General features: G+C 59.4%; 17 protein-coding genes, 4 pseudogenes and 1 riboswitch. Of the genes and pseudogenes, 11 read left to right on the forward strand and 10 right to left on the reverse strand.

Features of this window, described 5'->3' with window-relative positions; all coding sequences use genetic code 11:
• Nucleotides 1-656 precede the first annotated feature (656 nt).
• Nucleotides 657-852 (forward strand): annotated as a pseudogene (locus A9K66_RS29190) (cytochrome); the annotation flags it as partial.
• A 270-nt stretch (nucleotides 853-1,122) separates the two neighbouring features.
• Nucleotides 1,123-1,323, forward strand: a riboswitch (cobalamin riboswitch).
• An 88-nt stretch (nucleotides 1,324-1,411) separates the two neighbouring features.
• Nucleotides 1,412-3,765: pseudogene (metE, locus tag A9K66_RS08035) on the forward strand (5-methyltetrahydropteroyltriglutamate--homocysteine S-methyltransferase).
• A 729-nt stretch (nucleotides 3,766-4,494) separates the two neighbouring features.
• Here metE and A9K66_RS08040 read toward each other — a convergent pair.
• Both A9K66_RS08040 and A9K66_RS08045 read right to left on the reverse strand, forming a co-directional pair.
• Entirely contained in the window at nucleotides 4,495-4,743 is a 249-nt protein-coding gene (locus A9K66_RS08040; protein WP_066995338.1) for a DUF982 domain-containing protein, read from the reverse strand.
• A gap of 274 nt (nucleotides 4,744-5,017) precedes the next feature.
• Nucleotides 5,018-5,320 (reverse strand): DUF982 domain-containing protein, encoded by a 303-nt coding sequence (locus A9K66_RS08045; protein ID WP_067322052.1) that lies wholly within the window; start codon nucleotides 5,318-5,320, stop codon nucleotides 5,018-5,020.
• Nucleotides 5,321-5,566: 246 nt separating this feature from the next.
• Between A9K66_RS08045 and A9K66_RS08050 the strand changes: the two genes are divergently transcribed.
• Nucleotides 5,567-6,031, forward strand: coding sequence for a MucR family transcriptional regulator (locus A9K66_RS08050; RefSeq protein ID WP_067322055.1), 465 nt, complete (start codon nucleotides 5,567-5,569; stop codon nucleotides 6,029-6,031).
• 255 nt (nucleotides 6,032-6,286) lie between these two features.
• Here the strand turns inward: A9K66_RS08050 and A9K66_RS31030 are convergent, their stop codons facing one another.
• On the reverse strand, nucleotides 6,287-6,868 hold the full coding sequence (locus A9K66_RS31030) for a cold-shock protein (protein WP_245307433.1): 582 nt from the start codon (nucleotides 6,866-6,868) through the stop codon (nucleotides 6,287-6,289).
• Between A9K66_RS31030 and A9K66_RS08060 the strand changes: the two genes are divergently transcribed.
• The 6 genes and pseudogenes from A9K66_RS08060 to A9K66_RS08080 all read left to right on the forward strand — a co-directional run bounded on the left by A9K66_RS08060 (nucleotide 6,824) and on the right by A9K66_RS08080 (nucleotide 11,217).
• Nucleotides 6,824-7,336: a hypothetical protein gene (locus A9K66_RS08060; protein ID WP_245307435.1), complete on the forward strand. Its 513-nt coding sequence runs from the start codon at nucleotides 6,824-6,826 to the stop codon at nucleotides 7,334-7,336. The two genes, A9K66_RS31030 and A9K66_RS08060, sit on opposite strands and share 45 nt — an antisense overlap.
• 491 nt (nucleotides 7,337-7,827) lie before the next feature.
• Entirely contained in the window at nucleotides 7,828-8,418 is a 591-nt protein-coding gene (locus A9K66_RS08065; protein ID WP_067322062.1) for a NodA family N-acyltransferase, read from the forward strand.
• A 230-nt stretch (nucleotides 8,419-8,648) separates the two neighbouring features.
• Nucleotides 8,649-8,927, forward strand: a complete 279-nt coding sequence (locus A9K66_RS08070; protein WP_067322065.1) for an acyl carrier protein — start codon at nucleotides 8,649-8,651, stop codon at nucleotides 8,925-8,927.
• A complete protein-coding gene (locus A9K66_RS08075) occupies nucleotides 8,928-10,136 on the forward strand; it encodes a beta-ketoacyl-[acyl-carrier-protein] synthase family protein (RefSeq protein ID WP_067322068.1) in 1,209 nt (402 codons plus the stop codon).
• 125 nt (nucleotides 10,137-10,261) lie between these two features.
• A pseudogene (locus A9K66_RS30135) lies at nucleotides 10,262-10,469 on the forward strand (transposase); the annotation flags it as partial.
• A 91-nt stretch (nucleotides 10,470-10,560) separates the two neighbouring features.
• Nucleotides 10,561-11,217 carry a glutathione S-transferase family protein gene (locus A9K66_RS08080; RefSeq protein ID WP_082953764.1) on the forward strand — a complete coding sequence of 219 codons (657 nt, stop codon included), beginning with the start codon at nucleotides 10,561-10,563 and terminating at the stop codon, nucleotides 11,215-11,217.
• 254 nt (nucleotides 11,218-11,471) lie between these two features.
• Here A9K66_RS08080 and A9K66_RS29195 read toward each other — a convergent pair.
• From A9K66_RS29195 to glyA, 4 genes and pseudogenes are all read right to left on the reverse strand, one after another.
• Nucleotides 11,472-11,661 (reverse strand): annotated as a pseudogene (locus tag A9K66_RS29195) (IS110 family transposase); the annotation flags it as partial.
• Between the two features lie 213 nt (nucleotides 11,662-11,874).
• Nucleotides 11,875-12,918 carry an adenosine kinase gene (locus A9K66_RS08090; protein ID WP_067322075.1) on the reverse strand — a complete coding sequence of 348 codons (1,044 nt, stop codon included), beginning with the start codon at nucleotides 12,916-12,918 and terminating at the stop codon, nucleotides 11,875-11,877.
• Between the two features lie 100 nt (nucleotides 12,919-13,018).
• Complete coding sequence (gene metK, locus A9K66_RS08095) at nucleotides 13,019-14,215, reverse strand: methionine adenosyltransferase (RefSeq protein WP_067322077.1); 1,197 nt, start codon at nucleotides 14,213-14,215, stop codon at nucleotides 13,019-13,021.
• Between the two features lie 58 nt (nucleotides 14,216-14,273).
• Nucleotides 14,274-15,611: a serine hydroxymethyltransferase gene (gene glyA / locus A9K66_RS08100; protein ID WP_067322298.1), complete on the reverse strand. Its 1,338-nt coding sequence runs from the start codon at nucleotides 15,609-15,611 to the stop codon at nucleotides 14,274-14,276.
• A gap of 199 nt (nucleotides 15,612-15,810) precedes the next feature.
• On the opposite strand from glyA, the gene A9K66_RS30140 reads away from it, so the two are divergent.
• On the forward strand, nucleotides 15,811-15,975 hold the full coding sequence (locus tag A9K66_RS30140; protein ID WP_156315363.1) for a hypothetical protein: 165 nt from the start codon (nucleotides 15,811-15,813) through the stop codon (nucleotides 15,973-15,975).
• Between the two features lie 1,325 nt (nucleotides 15,976-17,300).
• Here the strand turns inward: A9K66_RS30140 and A9K66_RS08105 are convergent.
• Both A9K66_RS08105 and A9K66_RS08110 read right to left on the reverse strand, forming a co-directional pair.
• Complete coding sequence (locus A9K66_RS08105) at nucleotides 17,301-17,816, reverse strand: DUF2285 domain-containing protein (protein ID WP_245307437.1); 516 nt, start codon at nucleotides 17,814-17,816, stop codon at nucleotides 17,301-17,303.
• Between the two features lie 1,299 nt (nucleotides 17,817-19,115).
• A complete protein-coding gene (locus A9K66_RS08110; protein ID WP_067322085.1) occupies nucleotides 19,116-19,349 on the reverse strand; it encodes a helix-turn-helix transcriptional regulator in 234 nt (77 codons plus the stop codon).
• Between the two features lie 116 nt (nucleotides 19,350-19,465).
• On the opposite strand from A9K66_RS08110, the gene A9K66_RS08115 reads away from it, so the two are divergent.
• On the forward strand, nucleotides 19,466-19,747 hold the full coding sequence (locus A9K66_RS08115) for a DUF2285 domain-containing protein (RefSeq protein WP_067322088.1): 282 nt from the start codon (nucleotides 19,466-19,468) through the stop codon (nucleotides 19,745-19,747).
• Between the two features lie 311 nt (nucleotides 19,748-20,058).
• On the opposite strand, the gene A9K66_RS08120 is transcribed toward A9K66_RS08115, so the two are convergent.
• Nucleotides 20,059-20,781, reverse strand: a complete 723-nt coding sequence (locus tag A9K66_RS08120) for a LuxR family transcriptional regulator (protein WP_067322091.1) — start codon at nucleotides 20,779-20,781, stop codon at nucleotides 20,059-20,061.
• Between the last annotated feature and the right edge of the window lie 319 nt (nucleotides 20,782-21,100).

Consider the following 21,100-nt stretch of genomic DNA (forward strand, 5'->3'; position numbering starts at 1 on the left):
TCCCCCATCCCCGTGCCCGTCTACGACACCAATCTAAGGGCCAAGCTCTGGGCAGTTCCGCCTGCGCGCCTCGGGGCCATATTCGGGCCACGTTAACACGGTGCCTATCCCGCTTACTTCTATGGGACCAGCGCAGGCGGGCACAGCTACGGCAAGCACATCCCGAGCTCGCCGTATTCATTACCTTGGGCGACGATTTCCTTGGCAGCGCAATCGGCTGGCACGCCCGATAGCGTTAATTAACGACCGACAGCTCCACAAGGGCGAACTTCGAAGAAGCGAGTACAGGTCGTTAATCCGCGAGAGTTCTGCAAACAACTCGTGCAACATTTGCGGATAATGCGCCAGTTCTCTGAAATACCATCAACACAGCAGAACTATTCTCAGTGGTTTCGAACGATGAAGGAAACAACATTATCGCAACAAGCGAATGAACCTATCGCGCGGAGTCACAGCGGCCATCGTCCTGTTGCTGGTAGGCCGGCAAGCCGTCGCGGCAGACCTTCCGGAAATCCTTGCGGCACGCAGGAGGGTGCCTCGATTGAATGGCCGCGCCCCTGGCAGCTCCGCCTGCGGGCATTGGGGGTGATCACTGAGGATTCGGGTTACGTCAACGCGGTGCCTAGCAGGTTCACCGGGGTGACTGGTCGCGCGCGGGTGGCGAGCATGACCGGTTACGCACGATCGTGGCGCGGGCCTTCAACAACCCGCGGGGTGAAGCTGCTCGCGCAGCGGGTCGAGGCCATCGGCACGCAGTTGTTCAAGACGCTGGCGGCCCAGCCCCAGCCCGCCTACCTGCGGCGCCACCTCGCCTTTCCGCTTCCGGTCATGGTCATCGGCGCGTCGGTGGGCGAATGCGCAACCACGCTCAGCGAAGCCGAGCGGGAACAACTACTGGAATTCCCGGCGGACCGTGACGAACTGGACCGACTTACACTTTGAGCCTGGGGACCTCGATCTGGTCCGGCGTCGCCGATGGGGGCAAGGACCTCTCCGAGCCTGCACTGATGAGAAGCCGCATCGTATGCGGCTTGGGCCAAAGAGACCGACCAGCGCAAGGCGCTATTCGCATAATCACATAAACATCTCGTTATGTGGCATTGACAGGGAGCGAAGCGGCTGTGATTGTGCGCATGTCATGGTTCTCCGCGCGGCACTGCCGTGGCGGAGCTAAGAGGGAAGCCGGTGCGATGCCGGCGCTGCCCCCGCAACTGTTAGCGGCGAGCCAAGCCCATTGATGTCACTGAGGCGAATGGCCTCGGGAAGACGGGCAGAGGCTTTGACCCGCGAGCCAGGAGACCTGCCACGACGAACAACGTCCACGGACGGGGTGTCTGGTGGTCGCGGTGACTCGGCTTCGTGCCGCCTAACCCGCGTTCCTTGTCCCCCGCCCCAACCATCGGGGTATGGCATGACTGTCTCTCAACGAATTCCTGTAGCAACGCTCGGCGTGCCGCGTATCGGTCGACGGCGGGAACTCAAATTCGCGCTTGAAAACTACTGGTCCGGAAAATCTCCTGCTGCCGACTTGCTCGCGACGGCGAAGACGCTGCGTGCCGCTAGCTGGAGGGAGCAGCACGATCGCGGCGTGTCGAAAATCCCGTCCAACGATTTCTCACTTTATGACCATGTGCTCGACACAGTCGCCATGGTCGGCGCCGTGCCGGCACGATACGCCTGGACTGGCGGCGAGGTCCCACTCGATATCTATTTCGCCATGGCGCGCGGCAATCAAGGTCAGGCCGCGGATTGTGGACATGCCGGTGACGAGCATGCGGCCAATGGGCATGGGCTTGCCGCGATGGAAATGACCAAATGGTTCGACACCAACTACCACTACATTGTGCCGGAACTCACGGACGATCAGAGCTTTGCCCTCTCGTCGGCGAAACCGGTGGATCATTTCCTCGAGGCCAAGGCGCTCGGCATCCACACCCGCCCGGTCCTGCTTGGACCGGTTACCTTTCTCAAGTTGGCGAAGTCACCTGGGGAAGGTTTCAACCCTATCGCGCTCCTGCCACGGCTGCTGCCTGTCTACGAGGAGCTCCTGCAGAGGCTAAAGCTCGCGGGAGCCGATTGGGTGCAGATCGATGAGCCGGCGCTCGTGCTCGATCTGATTCCCAACGAACGGGATGCGCTCCAATTCGCCTACTCCCGGCTGTCGAAAGCAGCACCCGAGTTGAAGATCATGGTCGCTACCTATTTCGGATCGCTGGGAGACAATCTCGAGACAGCAATTTCTCTTCCCGTGGCGGGACTGCACGTGGATCTCGTGCGCGCTCCAGAGCAGTTGGAGGCCATCGGCCGGCTCGCGCGGAAGGAACTTGTGCTCTCGCTCGGGCTGATCGACGGCCGCAACGTCTGGCGCGCGAACCTGCCTGCCATACTTGACCGTATCAAGTCGATCGTCGCCGGTTGGCCGCTGGAGCGGGTGGAGATTGCCCCGTCCTGCTCGATGCTGCATGTGCCGATCGACCTGGACATGGAGACGGCACTCGATGCGGATGTGAGGTCGTGGCTCGCCTTCGCAGCGCAAAAGACCGACGAGCTGGTCGTGCTCGCCCGTGCCCTGGCCGAAGGCCGGGACGCAGTTGCCGCCGAACTGGAGGCGTCGGCTGAGGCTGCCGCCGTTCGCGCGACATCCGCGAAGGTGAATGATCCGCTCGTCGAAGGCCGGATCGCCAGCATCAAGGTCGGCATGACGCGCCGGAAGAGCGCATTTGCCGTCCGCTCCAAGCTTCAGGCCGACGCGTTTGGCTTGCCCTCCTTCCCCACCACGACGATCGGCTCCTTCCCGCAAACAGCCGAGATTCGCAAGGCGCGGGCAGCTCATGCCAAAGGCCAGCTGAGTTACATCGACTATGAAGCGTTCCTGAAGAAAGAGATAAAAGCCCCGTTCGCTGGCAAGAAGAGATTGGACTCGACGTGCTGGTCCACGGCGAATTCGAGCGCAACGATATGGTACAGTATTTCGCCGAGCAGCTCTGCGGCTTCGCCTTCACGCAACACGGATGGGTGCAGAGCTATGGCTCGCGCTTTGTGCGACCCCCGATCATCATTGGAGATGTGTCGCGACAAAATCCGATGACACTAAATTGGTGGCGATATGCCCAGTCGCTAACGCATAAGCCAGTGAAGGGCATGCTTACCGGCCCGGTGACGATCCTCAACTGGTCCTTCGTCCGAGACGACCTTCCGCGCTCAGCCGTCTGCCGCCAGGTCGCGCTTGCCATTCGCGATGAAGTGAGCGACCTCGAAAAGGCCGGCGCCAAGATGATCCAGATCGACGAAGCCGCACTGCGGGAGGGCTTGCCGCTGCGCGCGGCCGACTGGGAGGCCTATCTCGACTGGGCCGTCGAATGCTTCCGGCTGGCTTCAACGGCCGTCGGCGATGCGACCCAGATCCACACCCATATGTGCTACTCCGAGTTCGGCGATATCGTGGACGCGATTGCCGTAATGGATGCCGATGTGATCTCCATTGAAACCTCGCGCTCGCAGATGGAACTGCTCGATACGCTTCGAACCTTCAAGTATCCGAACGACATCGGTCCTGGGGTCTACGACATTCACTCGCCGCGGGTCCCGGAAGTGGGCGAAATTTCCAACCTCCTCATGCTTGCGCGCGATCGATTGTTGGACCGCCAACTGTGGGTGAATCCCGACTGCGGCCTCAAAACGCGCAGATGGGAGGAGGTCCGCCCTGCCCTGGTGAACATGGTGGCTGCGGCGCGCGCAATTCGGGAAAAAGCGCAGACGGCGTAGGGCTCGGTGACACTCGCCGGCGGTGAGCGGCGACGCTGCACCGCCGGCGAAGTAGGTTTGAGTTTATCCGACTCACCCAAAGAAATCGAGCTGACGCTGACGAAGCGCCTTGGCAAGCTTGGTCTGGTCGCGGGCCTTGTTATGGCGCGTCCAAGCCACCTGTTCCAAAGGCGGCGTTGGTGGGCGATCGAAGGAGGCCGGCCCTCAAATGAGCCGGCCAGAAACGAGACGGCTGACCTCCAGCCAGTTTCGGACTACTCCGGATTGGGATAGTCCAATATCACTATCATCTTTCCGCTGCCGATCGCCGAAACCTCCGCTCCGACGATCGGCGACCATCGGGAGAGGCATCGGCGATCACGCGGCGCCGGTCCAAGGGTGTTCCGGGAAACAGGATGCAAGGCTAATCTGGGGGAAGGTTCAACCGGCACTTCTGGAGACTATCGAGGCGGTATCGACGCTCTGCCACCTGCAGTCGGCCAACTCTCGCTCAATGGCCCGTCTGCCTCTGTCTCCAATTACGATCGCCGCGAAGGCGAAGCCGAGCGGCCGCAGCTTGGCTGGCGGACCCCTTGTGTTTTGATGGTGGAAGATCCGACGGCGCGACCAGGAAAGCCATTGCGGAAAGTGCGGGGTTGGCTTGCTCCCGGCGGATGCCGGCAGCGGTGTTCGGACCGCGCCCAACAGCGACGTGCAGATGGCCGAAATTCATGAGCGGCGTCATAAATCTCAATCGTTGCGTAGAATGCGTGCTTCGAGCGCGGCTGCGACGAAAGCTCGTCGAGCGGCCGGCGCATGGGTCTTACCGCGTAACACCTGCAGGCAGGCGTCCATCGCTATTCTGCGTTTATCGGTCTCATGATGCAGATCCCGCAGCAAGATAGCGGCCGCGTCGTTGACGTCGAACACGATACGCTCTGAGCTGCGGCGGCTGACCTGAACAACGACTGGCCTCTCAAATCTGATCAACCCGGTCATCCCCCCTCCTCCACAGCCACTATGCGGCAAACCGCCCGGGTCGTATTTGTTTACTCAGTCGAACGCGACCGATGCACCTGCACCACTGAGGCTGGCCATTGGCGACCAAGCGATCGCCATGAGCTGCGTCTGGCCATAGTCAGGTTGCGTGCGATCTGCACTTTTGTAGTCGGCGGTGAGGAACTGCTTCTCATTCGCGTGGTCTAGCTGTGGAACCTGAACATACTGCACTCTTTGACGCGCCTCGCGCCAGTCTCAAACATGTCGTCGAAGTCTACACCTGCACTTTTCCACTGCCCGATCTGCAGCCGGCGATCCACTGCATGGCCGAGGTTGGATCTTCCAATATGGCGACCCGTTTCGCAAAGCCGAAAAAGGCATTGCGAGCCGTGCTTACCGGCTTGCGCCCATCGTATGCATCGTAGCATGCCCTCAGGGCGACCTCGTGGATCATGTCTCTGCGATCTTCAGGCCATTCATTGAGAAAATCGATGGCATCCGCAAGGCCGGCAATCTCTTGGATGATGTGCGTTGCGCGCTTCACGAAAAGGGGGTTGCTGAAAGCCTTAGCGTTCATTCGTTTCTCCAAACTATCCGTAACCAATTTGCGTGAAGAGGCGCCGCATCGACGCGGGCCCAACCATGGCACAGCGGTGTTGTCAGGACGATGACGGTTGAAGAGGAATATCCTGCGACTGCGGCCGGGAGTGTAGCGATCCGCCAACAGATCGTGCAATGGCTTGGTTGCCATCAAACGCGGTCGTCACTATTAAGCTATGAATTGATTCCCCACCGCCTAGTCTAAGCCCGCAGGAGCGTTTTCATGGCCGAAGAAACTGAGACGAAAGCTGACAACCTCATCGAACTCACCGCCCATGTCGTCTCAGCCTATGTTTCGAATAATCCGGTTCCCGTCGGTGAACTGCCTGGGCTTATCGACCAGATCCACATCGCATTGAAAGGCAGTGCCGGTGGTGCCGCACCAGAAAAGTCGGAACCCCTCAACCCTGCCGTACCGATCAGAAAATCGGTTACACCTGATTACATTGTCAGCCTTGAGGACGGTAAGAAGTTCAAGTCGCTCAAGCGTCACCTGGCTACCCACTATGGCCTTACCCCTGCCGAATATCGCGCGAAATGGGGGCTGCCGGCGGACTATCCCATGGTGGCGCCGAACTACGCTGCGGCGCGCTCGGCATTGGCCAAGACCATGGGACTGGGCCGCAAGCCGAAGGAACCGGGGACGCCGACCCCTGCCAAGCGTGCCCGCAAGAAAGCCGCAGCCTGACCGGACTGTTTCAGGATCGGCTAAGGGATCCGGCACGATTTCGCACTTGCGAGATGAAATTGTGCATTGCAATATCCGCGACGATCGGTATGATCATGGTGTCGGCCATCTACTCCTCCCAGATGTGGTGCCGACGCTGAACGGGGCGCACCTCCTCCCGCGTCTCATTCGATATAGAGCCCGCTGCCACCTCCTCCCGGCAGCGGGCTTTCTTTGTCTGAGGCGCGATTTCGGTCTTGGACCAACGGATTGGCTCTAAGCGAGGGGGACGCTCCGAACCTCCGGGCCCTTCTTGCCCTGCGCGTATTGGACAAACACCTTCTGCCCCTCCGTCGGCATGCTTGATAGCGCGGTAGCATGAACGAAGATGTCCTTCTCACCGTGTTCAGGAGCAATGAAGCCGAAGCGCTTTTGGGAATTGTACCACTTGACCGTGCCCTCGCTCTCCAATTGGGGACTCGTCCCGGCGGCGGGCTCTCCAGCGCTACGCGTATGTAGCTGAGTTTTCGCGGTCTGATTACCCGACCTCCAGCACTTGAGACCTGATGACCTCTTGGACTTTCTTCCGTTGTGACCTTGAGACACGTTCCCACGGAAACACCGCGGCTCCCGTCTGCCTCCAGCGCCCGGATGTGCAGATAGGCCTCGATGCACTCCGGCAATTTGACAAAGCCCAAACCCTTGCTGGTGTTGAATCAGTTCACGTCGGCGTCGACAGCGGGTGCGGTTACGGTCGACGAACGCTGACGGTAGCTTGACTCGGAAGACCGTTCCGCAAAAGAAACCGGGGCAATGGCGATGCTGGCGTGGCCAACGATGGTCCTTATAATTGCCCATGATCGTCCGACTGGCTTGAACAGCGCATTGCGCTCCCGGCAGGACAATCTCAATCGGGCGATGCGTTCATGGCTCATCGACAATCAAATAGATTCGGCCATGCGTGAACGCATACTGCGCGCGGTCAGTCAGGATGCTCAAGAGCGGGCTCTGCGGGATGAGCTGAAGCAGCACCCGGACGATGTCGATGCGGCGATCCGCCTTACGAATGCCTTGGTGGCGCAGCAGCGGCCGCATGACGCTCTTCAGGTCATCGACAGCATCTTAGTTGCTTCTCCATGGAACTTGCGTTCATTGAACGCGAAGGGCGTAATCTTGGACATGCAGGGGCTGCATGACGCGGCACAGGTGCAATATCGTCAAGCTCTCAAGGCGGAGCCAGGGAATGAGATAGTGCACCACAATTTCAATCTGTCGCGTGCTCTTGCTCGGAAGTCCGAGCCCAGGACGTTGACACGGTCGCGGTAACGTTCAAGTCCTCGTCGTCCTGCGAGCTCGACAGTGCGATTCGGTTCTCAAATCTTCTAATTCTAAATGTTTGGCGAAAGACGAATGGTGCTAGCATTCGCGGTCATACAGATACGAATTCTTCAGTTGCTTCCAAACAGGACGCGGTTGGTTCGCTAGCTATTCAGCCTGCTTCACCCCATGTCTGTCGTACCTGCTGCTCCACTCGCCTTCCCGTTCTATGGGATCCCTGCGTGCGGATGACGTTTGGAGGTCGGTACAGCCAGCGCCTTTTCTTCTTGTAAAGCGCAAGCCCTATTGAAGCCTCCGGTGAGACACAAGCCACGTCAATGGCATGCCTTCAGCTATCCATATTGTGGATGCCTCCCATCGAAACAAACAATTTTATCAGATTTTCAAAATCTTGCAGGGAAGGCACCTGACCAGCGGACAACAGCCGCCTCTATGGCGAGACGAACGCCCCAAGGATAGCCCAAAGGAGATATTGTTTCATGTGCTCTGCCGTGCAGTGGAGGATGCGCTGGGAAAACGACCTGCAACTGGCCGACCATGTCGAACTCTCCGACTTCTTCCGAAGGACATATGGGCAGACTGGGGCCTTCAACGCTAAGCCTTTCGAAGGTGGCCGCAGTTGGGGCGGCGCGAGGCCGGAAGTCCGCTTAATCGGCAGCGACGAGCAGGGTATAGCGGCCCACATAGGCATAATACGCCGTTTCATCAAGGTTGGCGATGTCGACCTTTTAGTGGCCGAGTTGGGACTGTACGCGGTTCGTCCGGATCTTGAGCGTCTCGGAATCAGCTTTTCCATGCGCATTGTGCATCCAGTGCTGCAGCAGATGGGAGTTCCATTCGCTTTCGGCACTGTTCGGCACGCAATGCGCACCCATGTTGAGAGGTTCTGCCGAGAGGGCATAGCGACCCTGATATCGGGTGTTCGCGTACGTTCCACTCGCGCAGATATGCGGCCCGACCTTCCGCCTACACGCCTGGAGGACGTCCTCGTCTTGGTTTCGCCGATTGGACGCTCGATGGACGAGTGGCCCTCCGGCACCCTGATCGAGCGAAACGGCCCGGAGCTATGAAGCGGGCCAAGCGGTGCGCTGACGCTGACTTTGACGACGGTCTCAATCCGCGGTTCCCGGCGATCTTCCTCGTCCTCGACGACGGCGCCACATACCGGCCGGAACTCATCCGGCTTTGATAAGCATCGGGCTTTGTCAGTTGCACAAGCCTTAGTGGCATTTCGCCACGCGGCCCGCTCAGAGAAGCAGGACCGCCCACGTCAAAATAGCTGAAATGGAAAGGAACGGAAATGGCTGATCAACTCGCAACGGAAATCATTGCCATAATAAAGAAACGCGTCGAGTCAGAGAATGGTGAGGGGACCAAGCTATCCGTCGGCGAAATAACGACTGCGACGGAACTGACTGGCCTCGGGATCGATTCCCTGGGGTTAGCGGACGTGCTCTGGGACCTGGAGCAGGCCTATGGCATCAAGATCGAAATGAACTCGGCCGAGGCCTGGTCGGATGTCCAGAATGTCGGCGGCATCGTGGAAGCTATCCGCGGCTTGATTGCCAAGGCCGCTTGAATGGACAGGCGCGTTGTCATCACCGGTATAGGCGGGCTGTGCGGACTAGGCACCGACGCCGCCTCGATTTGGACAGGCATGCGCGAAGGCCGCTCGGCCATCGGCCCGATTGTCAATTCAGAGCTTCATGGTCTGGAGGGCATGATCGGCGCCCAGATCAAAGCATTGCCTGAGCACGACATTGACCCCAGGCAACTCGTCTCCATGGCCCGCTGCAGCCTGCTTGCCGTGCTTGCGGCGCACGAAGCCATGCGCCAGGCCGGACTTTCCTGCGATGAAGGAAATGCCCATCGCTTCGGCGCTACAGTGGGCGTCGGCTTCGGTGGCTGGGAGGCGACCGAAAAGGCCTACCGCGCCCTCCTTCTGGACGGCGCGACGCGCGTGAATCTCTTGACTGGAGTAAAGGGGATGCCGAGCGCGGCTGCCTGCCATGTCAGCATGAGCCTCGGCCTGCGCGGGCCGGTCTTCGCCACCACCTCCGCCTGCGCCTCGGCCAACCATGCGATCGCCTCGGCCGTCGACCAGATCAGGTACGGGCGGGCCGACGTGATGCTTGCCGGAGGCAGCGACGCGCCCTTCGTATTTTTTGTGGTGAAGGCATGGGACGCCATGCGCGTACTCGCTCCGGATACTTGCCGGCCCTTCTCCGCCGACAGGAGGGGCCTGGTGCTGGGCGAGGGTGCGGGCATGGCCGTGCTGGAAAGCTATGAGCATGCCACGGCGCGCGGCGCCACGATCCTTGCCGAGATCGCAGGCATCGGCCTTTCTGCCGATGCCTTCCACATCGCCGCGCCGGCTGTCCATGGACCGGAAGCGGCGATGCGCGCCTGTCTTGCCGATGCCGGGCTGAATGCCGAGGATGTGGAGTACCCGAACGCGCATGGCACCGGCACCAAGGCCAACGACGAAATCGAAACGGCGGCGATCAGGCGCGTCTTCGGTGACCATGCTAGCTCGCTGTCCGTCTCCTCCACCAAGTCCACACACGGCCACTGCCTCGGGGGAGCGAGCGCGCTCGAAATGATCGCCTGTGTGATGGCGATCCAAGAGGGCGTCGTGCCGCCGACCGCCAATTATCGCGAGCGGGATCCCAAATGCGATCTCGATGTCACCCCCAATGTTGCCCGCGAGCGCAAGGTGCACGTGGCCATGAGCAACGCTTTCTCCATGGGTGGCTTGAACGCAGTGCTGGCATTCAAGCAGGTGTAGAACCCATGTCAGCTCTTTGGTCGCCTCCTCATCCAGATGCTTGGCCGTGCGAAGACCGACAGCAGCGACAGCTGTTGCCTGCGCGATTCATCGAACGCGGTCTTGGGCTACATATAGGATTCTATGTCGAAGCCGAGATCTCCTTCGGGAACGAGCATTGCGCCAAGTCAGATTCGATCAATCCGATCGAGCGGCTTTAACGGCGAGATCAAGCGGCGCAACGACGTCGTCGGCATCTTCCCCAACGACCTTGCCATTGTCAGCGACAACACAGGAAAAATCAGCCGGATGAGCGATGATCCGCTCGTTGGCCTGCCGGCAGTAGTACGCTGATCAGTCCGGACCGTGCCAGAGAGCACGGCGACCAAAGCCGCCAATTACACCATGCCAGTGGCCGCTATCAAAAAAGCCGGAGATACTTAGGATGATGACATTGTACGGATCAGGTCCGACGCGCGCGCTTCGCGCACTTTGGGCCCTTCAGGAGCTTGATGCGGAATTCGCGATTGTGCCCGTCAACATTCTGGCCGGCGACACCCGTCGCCCCGACTTCCTTCGCCTCAACCCTGCCGCCAAACTTCCGGTGCTGGTTGACGGTGACTTCGTGCTCACGGAATCCGTCGCAATCGTCATGTACTTGGCGGAAAAGTACGCCGCCAAAGGATTGATGCCCTCCGACCTAAAGGAGCGGGCGCAGGCATATCGATGGTCTCTGTTAGCGGTTACCGAACTCGAACAGCCGCTTTGGCGGATAGCCAAGCACACATTTTTGTATCCCGAAGGCAAGCGTCTGCCGGAAGACATTGCCCTCGCCAGGGAAGAATTCGTGGCGATGGCAGCCGTGCTTGAACAGCACATGGACGGGCGCGAGTTCATTGTTGGCGATAACATAACCATCGCCGATTGCGTCACCGCCTATGTCCTGGATTGGGGCAATGAAAATGGGCTGATTGATCGGTTTCCAAATCTCAAAGCATATCTCGAGCGGATGTATACTCGTCCCAAAGCCCCCCAGCGGATCGCCGTAACAGCCTCTAGAATTAGAAAAATCGCCGAAGCAATTGCAGCCTCCAGAATTTGAAATCTCCGCTGATGGCATCGGAGCGAACTCCAGCCCAGAGCGAGCCAACGACCATCGCCAGTGGCGTTTCTGGCCGGCTCCTGGTTTACGGCACGGCCGCCATTCGGGCTAATCGCAGCGGGCGACTGCTCATCACTTTGCGCCTTGCCGGTGCTCGCCAATCGGTGCACCACAGGCAACAGCGCGAGCGCACGATCGCTGGATCATGTCGTAGCCTTCCGCGATGAGAACCGCCAGAGAGCGGACATTGTTCGGCCCTGCGCCGCGATGATCCCGATTTCGGCCAGATGGCTGCGCAGTGCGTTGAGAAGCGGCGTGCGCTGCGCGGCGGGCAGTTCGCGCACCTCGTAATGCATGAGCCCTGCCTGGTTTTCGACCGATCGCACCGGCACAAATCGCCTGCCTCGTCGCCGCCTCGCAGATGGCCGCTGCATCCGCGGCATTGGCCCATTCTCAGGTCAGCGCAGGCTTTGCAAGCCGTTGGGCGTCGGCAAATCTTCCGATATATGACCTACCTGAACGCCTTGTGCCAAACGCCTGCCGAGGAAGATCGCGCGAAACTGCTATGCAGGTGCGACAACATTTCTCAGCCTCGGCAATTAGAAACTTGAGGAACGGGCGTGCGGCCTTTCTACTTACGCGGGATTGCCTGAATCGTCATCTGCACAAGGGTAAGGGTGGGCAGCACGTTGCGGAAATGGCCGGCCCCACAAACAGCCCGGCCTGCTCGGCTTCGCGGCGCAGGTTCTGGCGCGGGCGCGGGCCGATCTGCTGGATTACCAGCCCCGCGGCCAGCGAGCCGAGGTCGCCGCAATCCTTGAGACTGCGCCCGGCCGTGTAGCCGAAAAGGAAGCCGGCGGCATAGAGATCGCCGGCTCCAGTCGTATCGACCAGTTCCTTGATCTTCGTCGCCTCGATGGTGACGGTCTCGTCGCCGCGCACGATGACCGAGCCTTTTTCAGAACGGGTGACCGCAGCTATTCTGCAATCCTTGCGGATAGCGGCGAGCGCCTCCTCGAAGGAAGCGGTCTGGTAAAGCGATTTGGTCTCGTGGCTGTTAGCAAAGACGATGTCGACGGTGCCCGAGCGCATCAGCTCGAGGAACTCGTCGCGGTAGCGGTCGACGCAAAAGGAATCCGACAGCGTCATCGACACTTCGCGGCCCGCCGCATGGGCAAGCTTCGCGGTCTGGCGGATAGCCTCCTTGGCGCGCGGCGGATCCCACAGATAACCCTCGAAATAGGTCACCTTGGCGCCGGCCGCCTTGTCGGCCTCGACATCCTCGGGGCCAAGCTCGATGCAGGCGCCGAGATAGGTGTTCATCGAACGCTCGCCGTCGGGCGTCACGAAGATCATCGAGCGTGCCGTCGGCGGTTCGCCCGCGAGCGGCCTGGTATCGAAGGCCACGCCCTGGGCCTTGATGTCGTGCGTGTAGATTTGGCCCAGCGCGTCGTTCGACAATTTGCCGAAGAAAGCGGCCCGTCCGCCGAAGGAGGCGACGCCGGCCGCGGTGTTGCCGGCGCTGCCGCCGGAAGCCTCGATCGCCGGTCCCATGCGGCTGTAGAGCAGCTCGGCGCGCTTGGCGTCGATGAGGTTCATCGCGCCCTTGATGATGCCGTTGGTTTCGAGAAAAGCCTCGTCGCACTGCGCGATGATGTCGACAATGGCATTGCCGATGCAAAGCACGTCATATTCCGGCATCAATGTCTCCGCCAACGAGCCACCGGCTTTCTGCCATGCCGGCCGGGCGTGGGTCTAGCGAGGTGAAATGGGTTGCCGCATTCGCTTGATCCAACGGCCCTCACGCAGCTGCCGGTCCTGCTTCACGCAGCAAGTCGTCGGCTCTGTCCGTCTTTTCCCAGGTGAACTCCGGTTCTTCACGGCCGAAGTGTCCGTATGTCGCGGTCTTGCGATATATTGGGCGTAAGAGATCAAGCATCTTGATGATGCCTTTCGGTCGGAGGTCGAAAAGCTCAAAAATAAGGCGCTCGATCTTTTTTTCCTCAATCCTTGCGGTTCCGAAGGTGTTGACCATGACAGAAACCGGACTGGCCACGCCGATCGCGTAAGCAAGCTGAACCTCGCAGACCTCTGCAAGGCCGCTGGCAACGATATTCTTTGCGACGTACCGCGCCGCATATGCGGCCGAGCGGTCGACCTTGGATGGGTCCTTGCCCGAAAAGGCGCCGCCGCCGTGACGCCCCGTTCCACCGTAGGAATCGACGATGATCTTGCGTCCAGTGAGGCCGCAGTCGCCGGCAGGCCCACCGACCACGAATCGCCCTGTTGGATTGACGAGAAATCTGATCCCCCTCGTATCCAAGTCGGGCGGCAAGAGCGGCTTAATGATCTCCTCAATGACGCCTTCGCGGACTGTTTCTTGGGAGACTGCCTCGTCATGCTGCGTCGACAGGACTATGGTATCCAGCGCTACCGGGCGGAGACCCTCGTAGCGTACGGACACTTGAGATTTCACGTCCGGACGCAGCCAGCCAAGCTGTCCAGTTTTCCGGATCTCTGCCTGTCTTTTCGTCAAATGGTGGGCGAGCTGGATCGGCAAGGGCATCAATGTATCCGTCTCGTTGCATGCGTATCCAAACATGAGGCCCTGATCCCCCGCCCCCTGCTCGAGATCCTGACCTCGTCCTTCGTCAACGCCCTGGCTGATGTCGGGCGACTGCTCGGTGAGAGCGAGAACGACGGCGCAACGTCGACCATCAAAGCCGATGGCATCGTCGTCGTAGCCAATATCGAGGACCGTATCGCGGGCGACTTGGCTGTAATCGATCTTCGCATGGGTGGTGATCTCGCCAGCCAGAACGACCATCCCTGTCTTCACCAACGTTTCACACGTCTTCACCAATGCTTCACAAGCGACGCGGGCCTTAGGATCCTCGCGAAGGACCGCATCGAGGACGGCATCCGATATGTTGTCTGCCAACTTATCCGGGTGTCCCGCACCGACGGATTCGGAAGAGAACACGAACTGTCTGGTCATGGAATGCCCTCGCTTCAAGTGTTGGAGTTAGCTGGGAGGTTTCTGGATTAGGGCGGCTCTATCGGTCGCTGATACCGGGGACGTCGAACGCAGTGCAGAAGTCGGCAACGTGTCTTCGTACGCTCGCATGAACTTCCTCGTCATCGGGCTGGCGGCAGACGGAGTCGATGAAAGCGGCGATCTGCACCATTTCCCCTTCACGCATGCCCATGGACGTCACTGCCGGCGACCCCAAGCGGATTCCGCTTGTGACCGCCGGGTCGCGCGGGTCGCCCGGCACCATATTAAAGTTCGTAATGATGCCTGCCCTTGCCAGGCGATCGGCATAGGCTTTGCCTGATAGCGGCCGGTTCCGAAGGTCAAGGATCAGCATGTGATTGTCAGTCCCGCCGGTGACCAGGTCATAACCCCGGTCCAGAAGCGCCTCGGCCAGAGCCTTGGCGTTCTTGACGATCTGGTGACCGTAGGTGCGGAAAGAGGGGGTCGCGGCTTCCTGCAAAGCGACAGCTAGCGCGGCGATGATATTCATGTGCGGCCCACCTTGCAGTTGAGGGAACACCGCGCGATCAATCCTCCTAGCGAGGTTGTATTTACTCGTGGGATGATAGAGCGCCTGATAGCGATCTTCATTCTTCGACCAAATAAAGCCTCCACGGGATCCGCGGATCGACTTGTGGGACGTGCTGGTGACGACGTCGCAATAGGGCACGGGGTTCGGATGCACTCCTGCGACAACTAGGCCGCTGATGTGGGCGATGTCGGCCACGAGATAGGCGTTCGCCTCCAGACCGATTTCTGCCATGGCCGCGTAGTCAAAGACACGCGGATAGGCAGTTCCGCCGACCCAGATGAGTTTCGGGCGTTCCTGCCTGGCTCTCTCACGCAAGCGGTCGTAGTCAATTTGCTGTGTCTTTTGGTGCAGCCCATAGGGGACGCGTTGATAATCAGTGCCGGAAAAGTTGACGGACCAACCGTGAGTCAAATGGCCGCCTTCGGGTAAAGGCAAACCCATGACTTTGTCTCCGGGAATCAAAAGCGCGCGATAGACAGCATGATTGGCCGGCGAGCCGGAATAGGGCTGAACGTTGGCGTGCTCACTGCCAAATAGCGTCTTCAGGCGCTCGATGGCGAGGGTCTCAAGCTCATCGACAATCTCGTTTCCCGCGTAGTAGCGCGCACCCGGGTAGCCCTCGGCATACTGGTTGGTGAAAATCGACCCGGTCGCTTCCAACACCGCCGAGGAGGCAAAGTTCTCGGAGGCGATAAGTTTGAGAGTTGTCCGCTCCTGGCGCTCCTGTCTTAGAAGCAGTTCGTGAACGCGGTAATCGACGCGGACCAAGGAAGACCGTCCGAAAGTTCCGGGCTCTGCGATGGCTGCGTCAGCGGAGTTCTTCATGGTCATTTCGCCCTCCCAGCTAGGCGGATGTTTTTCACGATCAAGCAGCAGTTCCCTTCGACCACGCGTCTTGCACCGCCTCGAGCCGCTCCAGGTCCCGCTTATGATACCCATCGTCGTGAGGCAGGAGATCGACCAAGAATTGAACCAACCCTCCGTCCTTCCCCCCTGCATTGAGATGATATGAGGACCAAGGACGTTGTCCGCTGCCGCAAAGAAAGTCGGCTCTGGCGAGCATCCGGACGTGTCGTGCAACACGCTCCCGCCGAAGATCGAGAATCTCCGCAAGCTCGAAGACGGTCAGGTCGGCATGCGCGCAAAGGCCCAGGATCCGAAGGCGATCAAGGTGTGCTGCTATCATTAGGCGATCGACGAGCATCAACATTGGTAAGCACGACGCCTAAAACAATCGAACCCTGGTCCTGCTGGTTTTGTCATTTCGCGCTCTTCGCAAATGCTGTTCGGCGGCGGACAATAAAAGGACACTAGATTTCTGCCGTCACTGAACTCGAAATTTCCGACGACACTACCATTGACAGCGAATTGCGGTCGCAAAGATATATGAATTTCCTTGAAGGATCTGTTGCAATGCCTAAACAAAAACGCAATGAATTGGGAGGTGCTGGTAGGCGGCAACATGGCGAACTGCTTGGCCAAGCGGGTTGCGATCGGCGCCGCCTTTCCTCAGGCGGCAGAGCTAAGCTGCATGGGTGCACGAGACTCGCCTCGAGATACTCGACGCTGTAGCGCATTCACCGCGCTGACCATTCCCCGGACCTGAGCCGCTGCGGCACTGTTTGCGTCGGCATCGGGGGCCAATGCCGAAACAGGCCTGAAAGGCGCGTGAGAAATGGCTGCGGCTTGCCTGGCAGGCGCCACTCCGAGGAGCGGAAGGTTTGACTGTTGCAGGATCTCATCGGACCTCTCCAACCGCAGAGATCCATAGAACTGCGTCCCCGCTAAGTCCCGACTGTTCCGTTGCCAGCCGGATACGCATTCGATGTGTTGCCGGTGAATTTGAACCGGCGTGCCGCCATCACACCGGCGGCAGCCAAGATTGCCGCTTCGCCTAAGATCCCGCCAAGGGCACTCCCGACCGGGTTACCTCGATATGAAATACCCCTGCATGGCTGGTATCTGAAGACCTGTTTGCGGGGCTAGCAGATCGGGCACTCACGCGACCTCACAATATAGGTTCTCGATTGCAAGCCGATGGGCGGCTCCGCACAGGAACTCTAGTTTGCCGCGGCCAAGTGCCTTCGGAGAGCCCTCGATCCGATTCGACGCCCGACATTGCGCATCTGATTTGGAGTTCTGAACGCGAGTACGTTTGACAGGTTTGCCCGGCAGGAGACTGAGCTCGCTGCCGGGCGCGGGTACGCCTTGGGAGGTGGCGTAAGTCAACGACCTTCGTGGCGTTGGCCACTCAGTCCGGGAGTTCTGCGCAACAGCTCGCACGTACCGTGCCAAGCCAAAAGCATTTAAAAACGCCCGAGAGTCAGCTTCCTCCATGTTGTGCATTCGACACTGTCGGCTATCGGAAAAAGCCGGTGGTCTCTCGGTATCGACCGACGACTGCGCCAGAGCGCAACCGCAAAACCGTTCACCGCCTTTTCCACCGGGCAAACTGGTGGCGATAGAGTTTTGGCTCTGAACTCTTCGGCAGCTGACGCACAGGGCGCACTGCTTTCAAGTGAGGAACTCTTTGTAGCCTCCATTCATGAGGGCGCGGCCACGAGAGACAGCGCGGCGAATGCGGTCGCGCAGATGATCGCGAGGATCCCTCCAGTCGGCAGTGACGCGCCCTTGACCAATCAGCGCTTCGGCGAGCTCGCGATGTGACGCCCCGGCAAGTGAGCCGTCGAGCGCACGAAGAACGAAGGTTAGGCGGGGACCGCGCTTTTCCGGCGGAAACAAGCGGGCAGGCAGGTTTTGACCCAAAGCTAGAGTATTGAGGCACTCGAGCGCCCTCAGGCGGGGCTTCGAAAACATTGCCGGCCAGATCGCCTCGGTATGGAGGCATACAGGGTCTAAGACATCCGCGCCGGAGACGGCCAGCTGAAGCGTATGCTCTGTATCGCGAAAAATAACATGCTGGCCCTTGTCGGGCGCCAGCAGGACCGTCGCACGACATCGCAATGCCGAGAGCTCGAACGGCAATGTCGCCCACGATGCAGATAGGTGTTCTGCAATGACTGGCAGCACATGGGCGCACCAAAGCGGAGACCAGAATACGAGCGAATTGCGCCCACAAGACTCGGCGAAACAGGACACCCCAGCGGGACAAGTCACCGGCCGGCGTGACCACGTCGAGAGACGGTTGGTGAGGCAAGGCATTGGCCTGCCGAGGCGTTGCGATCACATCACGCTGGAACGCTGGATTGCGGCGCAAGAACTCCCAGGCCCATCCGCGCGGCGTCAGACCCGTGGTGTAATCGTATGATCTTTCCTCCAACCAGTCGGCCCGATCAGCGTCAGTCAAAGAAAATGGCATGACTGCCGCTCCCCTCCCCGCCCGGAAACGTTGAAGCATCATGCGATCTGGCAGAGCAGCAGCGGCGAAAGCACCAGACATCGGTGGCGCCGTTTCGTCGAACCGGTCCCGATTGACGGTGCCGAGGACAGAAGACGCCCGCAATCAGCAAAATGACCATGGACGCGCAGCAACAATCAGCACGGTGTGAACGGGTCAACAGAATCGTCTTCATAGCTGTTTGTCGGCTGCAGCAGCCCGCACCGGGCATCGCGTGAAGGCGCAGTAAAAGCGGGCGATGGATTGAACACGATTTTGCCGGCAGGTTGGTGGAGCGTCGTGCGCAATTAGCGGGGTCATAGAAGGCCTCCTCCGAAACTTCCACGCCATTGGAGCCCAAATCTTGAGGTCTTGGCATCCTGTGCAGTTGTACAGGTTAAGTCACCGCCAAAAGCGGAGCAGGATAGGGATTGCAGCTGCTTCCAGGAATCTCGTAGAGTCCGGGCGAAAGTACAGCGACGATTGCCCTTCTGAAGAGATATCGGCCGTCTCTAATTACCACGTTGTGACTGGACAGCCGGACGTTGGTGTTTCCTCGGCACGCAAAGTTTCCTTTGCCCTACCATGGGCCGGTACCGCGCCGGGCTTCAGCTCGGTAATGATGCGGTTTGATAGAGGCTAGCGCCCGAGTGCCTGGCCCTCGCCTGTTTCTCCGTTAGCGGTACGCTGTCTCTGCAGGCATGCATTTGTGCTCCCGCCCGAAATCGATTTCCTGGAAACCGGGGACGGCGAATTGCGACTGCAAGGCCGCCATCCAGGCGGCCCGCAGGACCAAAACGAAAAGAAGAACCCAAAGAGAGAGCGAATGGTTGCGGGGCGCCGCGGCGGACCTACGACGGGACGCCGCCCCCCGACTTATATGGAAAGGCCCAACAGAACGACCGCGCCAGGAGCTAAGCCAAATGGGCGAGACGTGCGTACCGGGAACGCGTTCGGTGCACTGGCCGGTGAGCGCCGTTAGACGAGGCGGCTCAGGTCCGGAGGCTCGATAAAATCTCGCACGGATCAGCGTCAAGCACCGCAGTCACGTCGAGAAACTCGATGATGTCGAGACGCCGCTCTCCACCCTCGTACTTCGCCACGAAGGATTGCGGTCGACCAAGTCTCTCAGCCACCTGCGCCTGGGTCAGACCTTTGGCCTTGCGCAGCGCTATGAGCTGGGCCAGAAACCGCTGGTGGCGGGGAGATCGAAGCGATTTGGGCATATAGGTGAACCGGTCAGGTAAAGACCGGCTCAGCGACTAATCCCGGTTTCGGATTATCCCATTTTGGGATATGTTTCCTTGAATCCAGCAATCAACATGCGAGGTTCGCGGCAAGCATGAATCGATCAACGGGAACTGACGGGACTAAAAGCTCAACACTGCGCGACGAAGTCCCTTGGTCGGAGAGCCTCACGAGCTATGACAGGCAGCATTTCAAGATCTATCTGAGGATCCTCGACGCCTGCGCCGACAATGCCAGCCTAGAGGAGATGGCAGATCTCATTCTCGGCATCGACCCCGATCTTGAACCGGTTCGCGCTCGACAGGCTGTTCGCAGCCATATCGATCGGGCGAACTGGATAGTGACAACCGGCTACAAGGAACTGTTCGCCGGCTGACCCGCGGCGTGGACTGTCACCTTTTCAAGCAAGGAACTCATGACAGCCCCATTCGTGAGCGCACGCTGCGAAAAACGGCGTGGCGGATGCGCTCGCTGGGGGTGACCGAGAGGATCCGTCCAGTCGGCGTGAACGCGGCCGTCCCGCATCAACAGCTCAGCGAATTCGCGGTAAACATGGGGCATTGAGACACTCGAGCGCCCACAGGAATGCTTCCGTGCGCGGCCTCCTCGCTGGGAAATTCCCGGCCATTTGAGGCGAACATTCGCGCCAGGGCAGCCTGTGCAGTTGCACAAGGTGAAGCGAATTCGTCAGTGAACCGAAGAATCCGAACGCGCGAGGCGCCCAATTGCCTGCCTAGTGGTCGTCACCCCAAGCTTGCGGCGAACGTTGGCCAGATGAAAGGCGGCCGTGCGCTGCGTGATCCCCAGGATGCAGCCGATCTCCCAATCGGATTTGCCTTTTGCTGCCCAATGCAGACACTCGTATTCCCGCGGCGTCAGTAGGACGCCGTCGATCATTCGATTGGCGGTCAATTTGCGGCGAACGAATACATGAAAACAAGTCGCGATATACGACAGACCTTCTTCATAGCGCTCTGCCGCGCGGAAAAATGCAGGAACAGGCTCTTCACCGGCAAACGTCATCGCCGCGAAATTGCCTCGGCCGTCGATAATCGGAAATGTCACGCCGCTGCGGATGCCAAACTGCGCGGCTTCTTCGAATACCTGAGCCCCTGAGGCCCTTTCCGTACCGATCATATCGGATCCCCATTGAAATGTGCTTCCGCCACAGCGCGCACGCACAATGACAGGGTCGACACTCTGATACCGGTTCGTGAGATAGCGTGCTGTCCAAGCCGCCGGATAATTTGAGATCAGCGTGGGCTTGCCATTAGGACGCGGTGGCAACGAGAGGTAGGCAAAAGCGAGCAGATCGAATCCAGAGGCGACCTCGGCCATAGCACCGCGGAGATCAGTCTCATCGACGCTTTCTGAAAGCCGTTCCAAAAATCTTTCGAAGAGACTCTGCATGTCAGTCTATGTCAATGCCTTCCATTGACTCGTTCATCCTAATCCAAATCGCTCCTTCAATCATCATTTAGAGCTGACGGCTCAGAAAAAAGGGCGCTAATCGCGGGGACGTTGCTGCGGAAGGTCGCTGTCGGTCGGAAAATCGGACAGCAGCGATATTTATGATGTCTTTCGGAACTGATGATCTCCGTTCGGTAGGCCGCGATTTCTCCGGGGTAGAAGATACGGACACGATTTAGGCTCGGATTTGCGATCTGCTGAAGGTGGAAAAAATATCGTCTGCTATAAGATCAATTCATCTAAGCGGCTAAGCCAATTA

The sequence above is a fragment of the Mesorhizobium sp. AA23 genome, assembly GCF_001672435.1.
GTDB lineage: Bacteria > Pseudomonadota > Alphaproteobacteria > Rhizobiales > Rhizobiaceae > Mesorhizobium.

Excerpts from the sequence above, each read along its gene's own strand:
- A9K66_RS08115 (WP_067322088.1), top strand. The coding sequence starts at position 19,466 with ATGAATCGATCAACGGGAACTGACGGGACTAAAAGCTCAACACTGCGC.
- A9K66_RS08040 (WP_066995338.1), bottom strand. The coding sequence starts at position 4,743 with ATGACCGGGTTGATCAGATTTGAGAGGCCAGTCGTTGTTCAGGTCAGC.
- A9K66_RS08110 (WP_067322085.1), bottom strand. The coding sequence starts at position 19,349 with ATGCCCAAATCGCTTCGATCTCCCCGCCACCAGCGGTTTCTGGCCCAG.
- metK (WP_067322077.1), bottom strand. The coding sequence starts at position 14,215 with ATGACCAGACAGTTCGTGTTCTCTTCCGAATCCGTCGGTGCGGGACAC.
- A9K66_RS08045 (WP_067322052.1), bottom strand. The coding sequence starts at position 5,320 with ATGAACGCTAAGGCTTTCAGCAACCCCCTTTTCGTGAAGCGCGCAACG.
- A9K66_RS08065 (WP_067322062.1), top strand. The coding sequence starts at position 7,828 with ATGTGCTCTGCCGTGCAGTGGAGGATGCGCTGGGAAAACGACCTGCAA.
- A9K66_RS08080 (WP_082953764.1), top strand. The coding sequence starts at position 10,561 with ATGATGACATTGTACGGATCAGGTCCGACGCGCGCGCTTCGCGCACTT.
- A9K66_RS08075 (WP_067322068.1), top strand. The coding sequence starts at position 8,928 with ATGGACAGGCGCGTTGTCATCACCGGTATAGGCGGGCTGTGCGGACTA.
- A9K66_RS08090 (WP_067322075.1), bottom strand. The coding sequence starts at position 12,918 with ATGCCGGAATATGACGTGCTTTGCATCGGCAATGCCATTGTCGACATC.
- A9K66_RS08120 (WP_067322091.1), bottom strand. The coding sequence starts at position 20,781 with ATGCAGAGTCTCTTCGAAAGATTTTTGGAACGGCTTTCAGAAAGCGTC.
- A9K66_RS08060 (WP_245307435.1), top strand. The coding sequence starts at position 6,824 with ATGGCGATGCTGGCGTGGCCAACGATGGTCCTTATAATTGCCCATGAT.
- A9K66_RS31030 (WP_245307433.1), bottom strand. The coding sequence starts at position 6,868 with ATGGGCAATTATAAGGACCATCGTTGGCCACGCCAGCATCGCCATTGC.
- A9K66_RS08070 (WP_067322065.1), top strand. The coding sequence starts at position 8,649 with ATGGCTGATCAACTCGCAACGGAAATCATTGCCATAATAAAGAAACGC.
- A9K66_RS08050 (WP_067322055.1), top strand. The coding sequence starts at position 5,567 with ATGGCCGAAGAAACTGAGACGAAAGCTGACAACCTCATCGAACTCACC.
- glyA (WP_067322298.1), bottom strand. The coding sequence starts at position 15,611 with ATGAAGAACTCCGCTGACGCAGCCATCGCAGAGCCCGGAACTTTCGGA.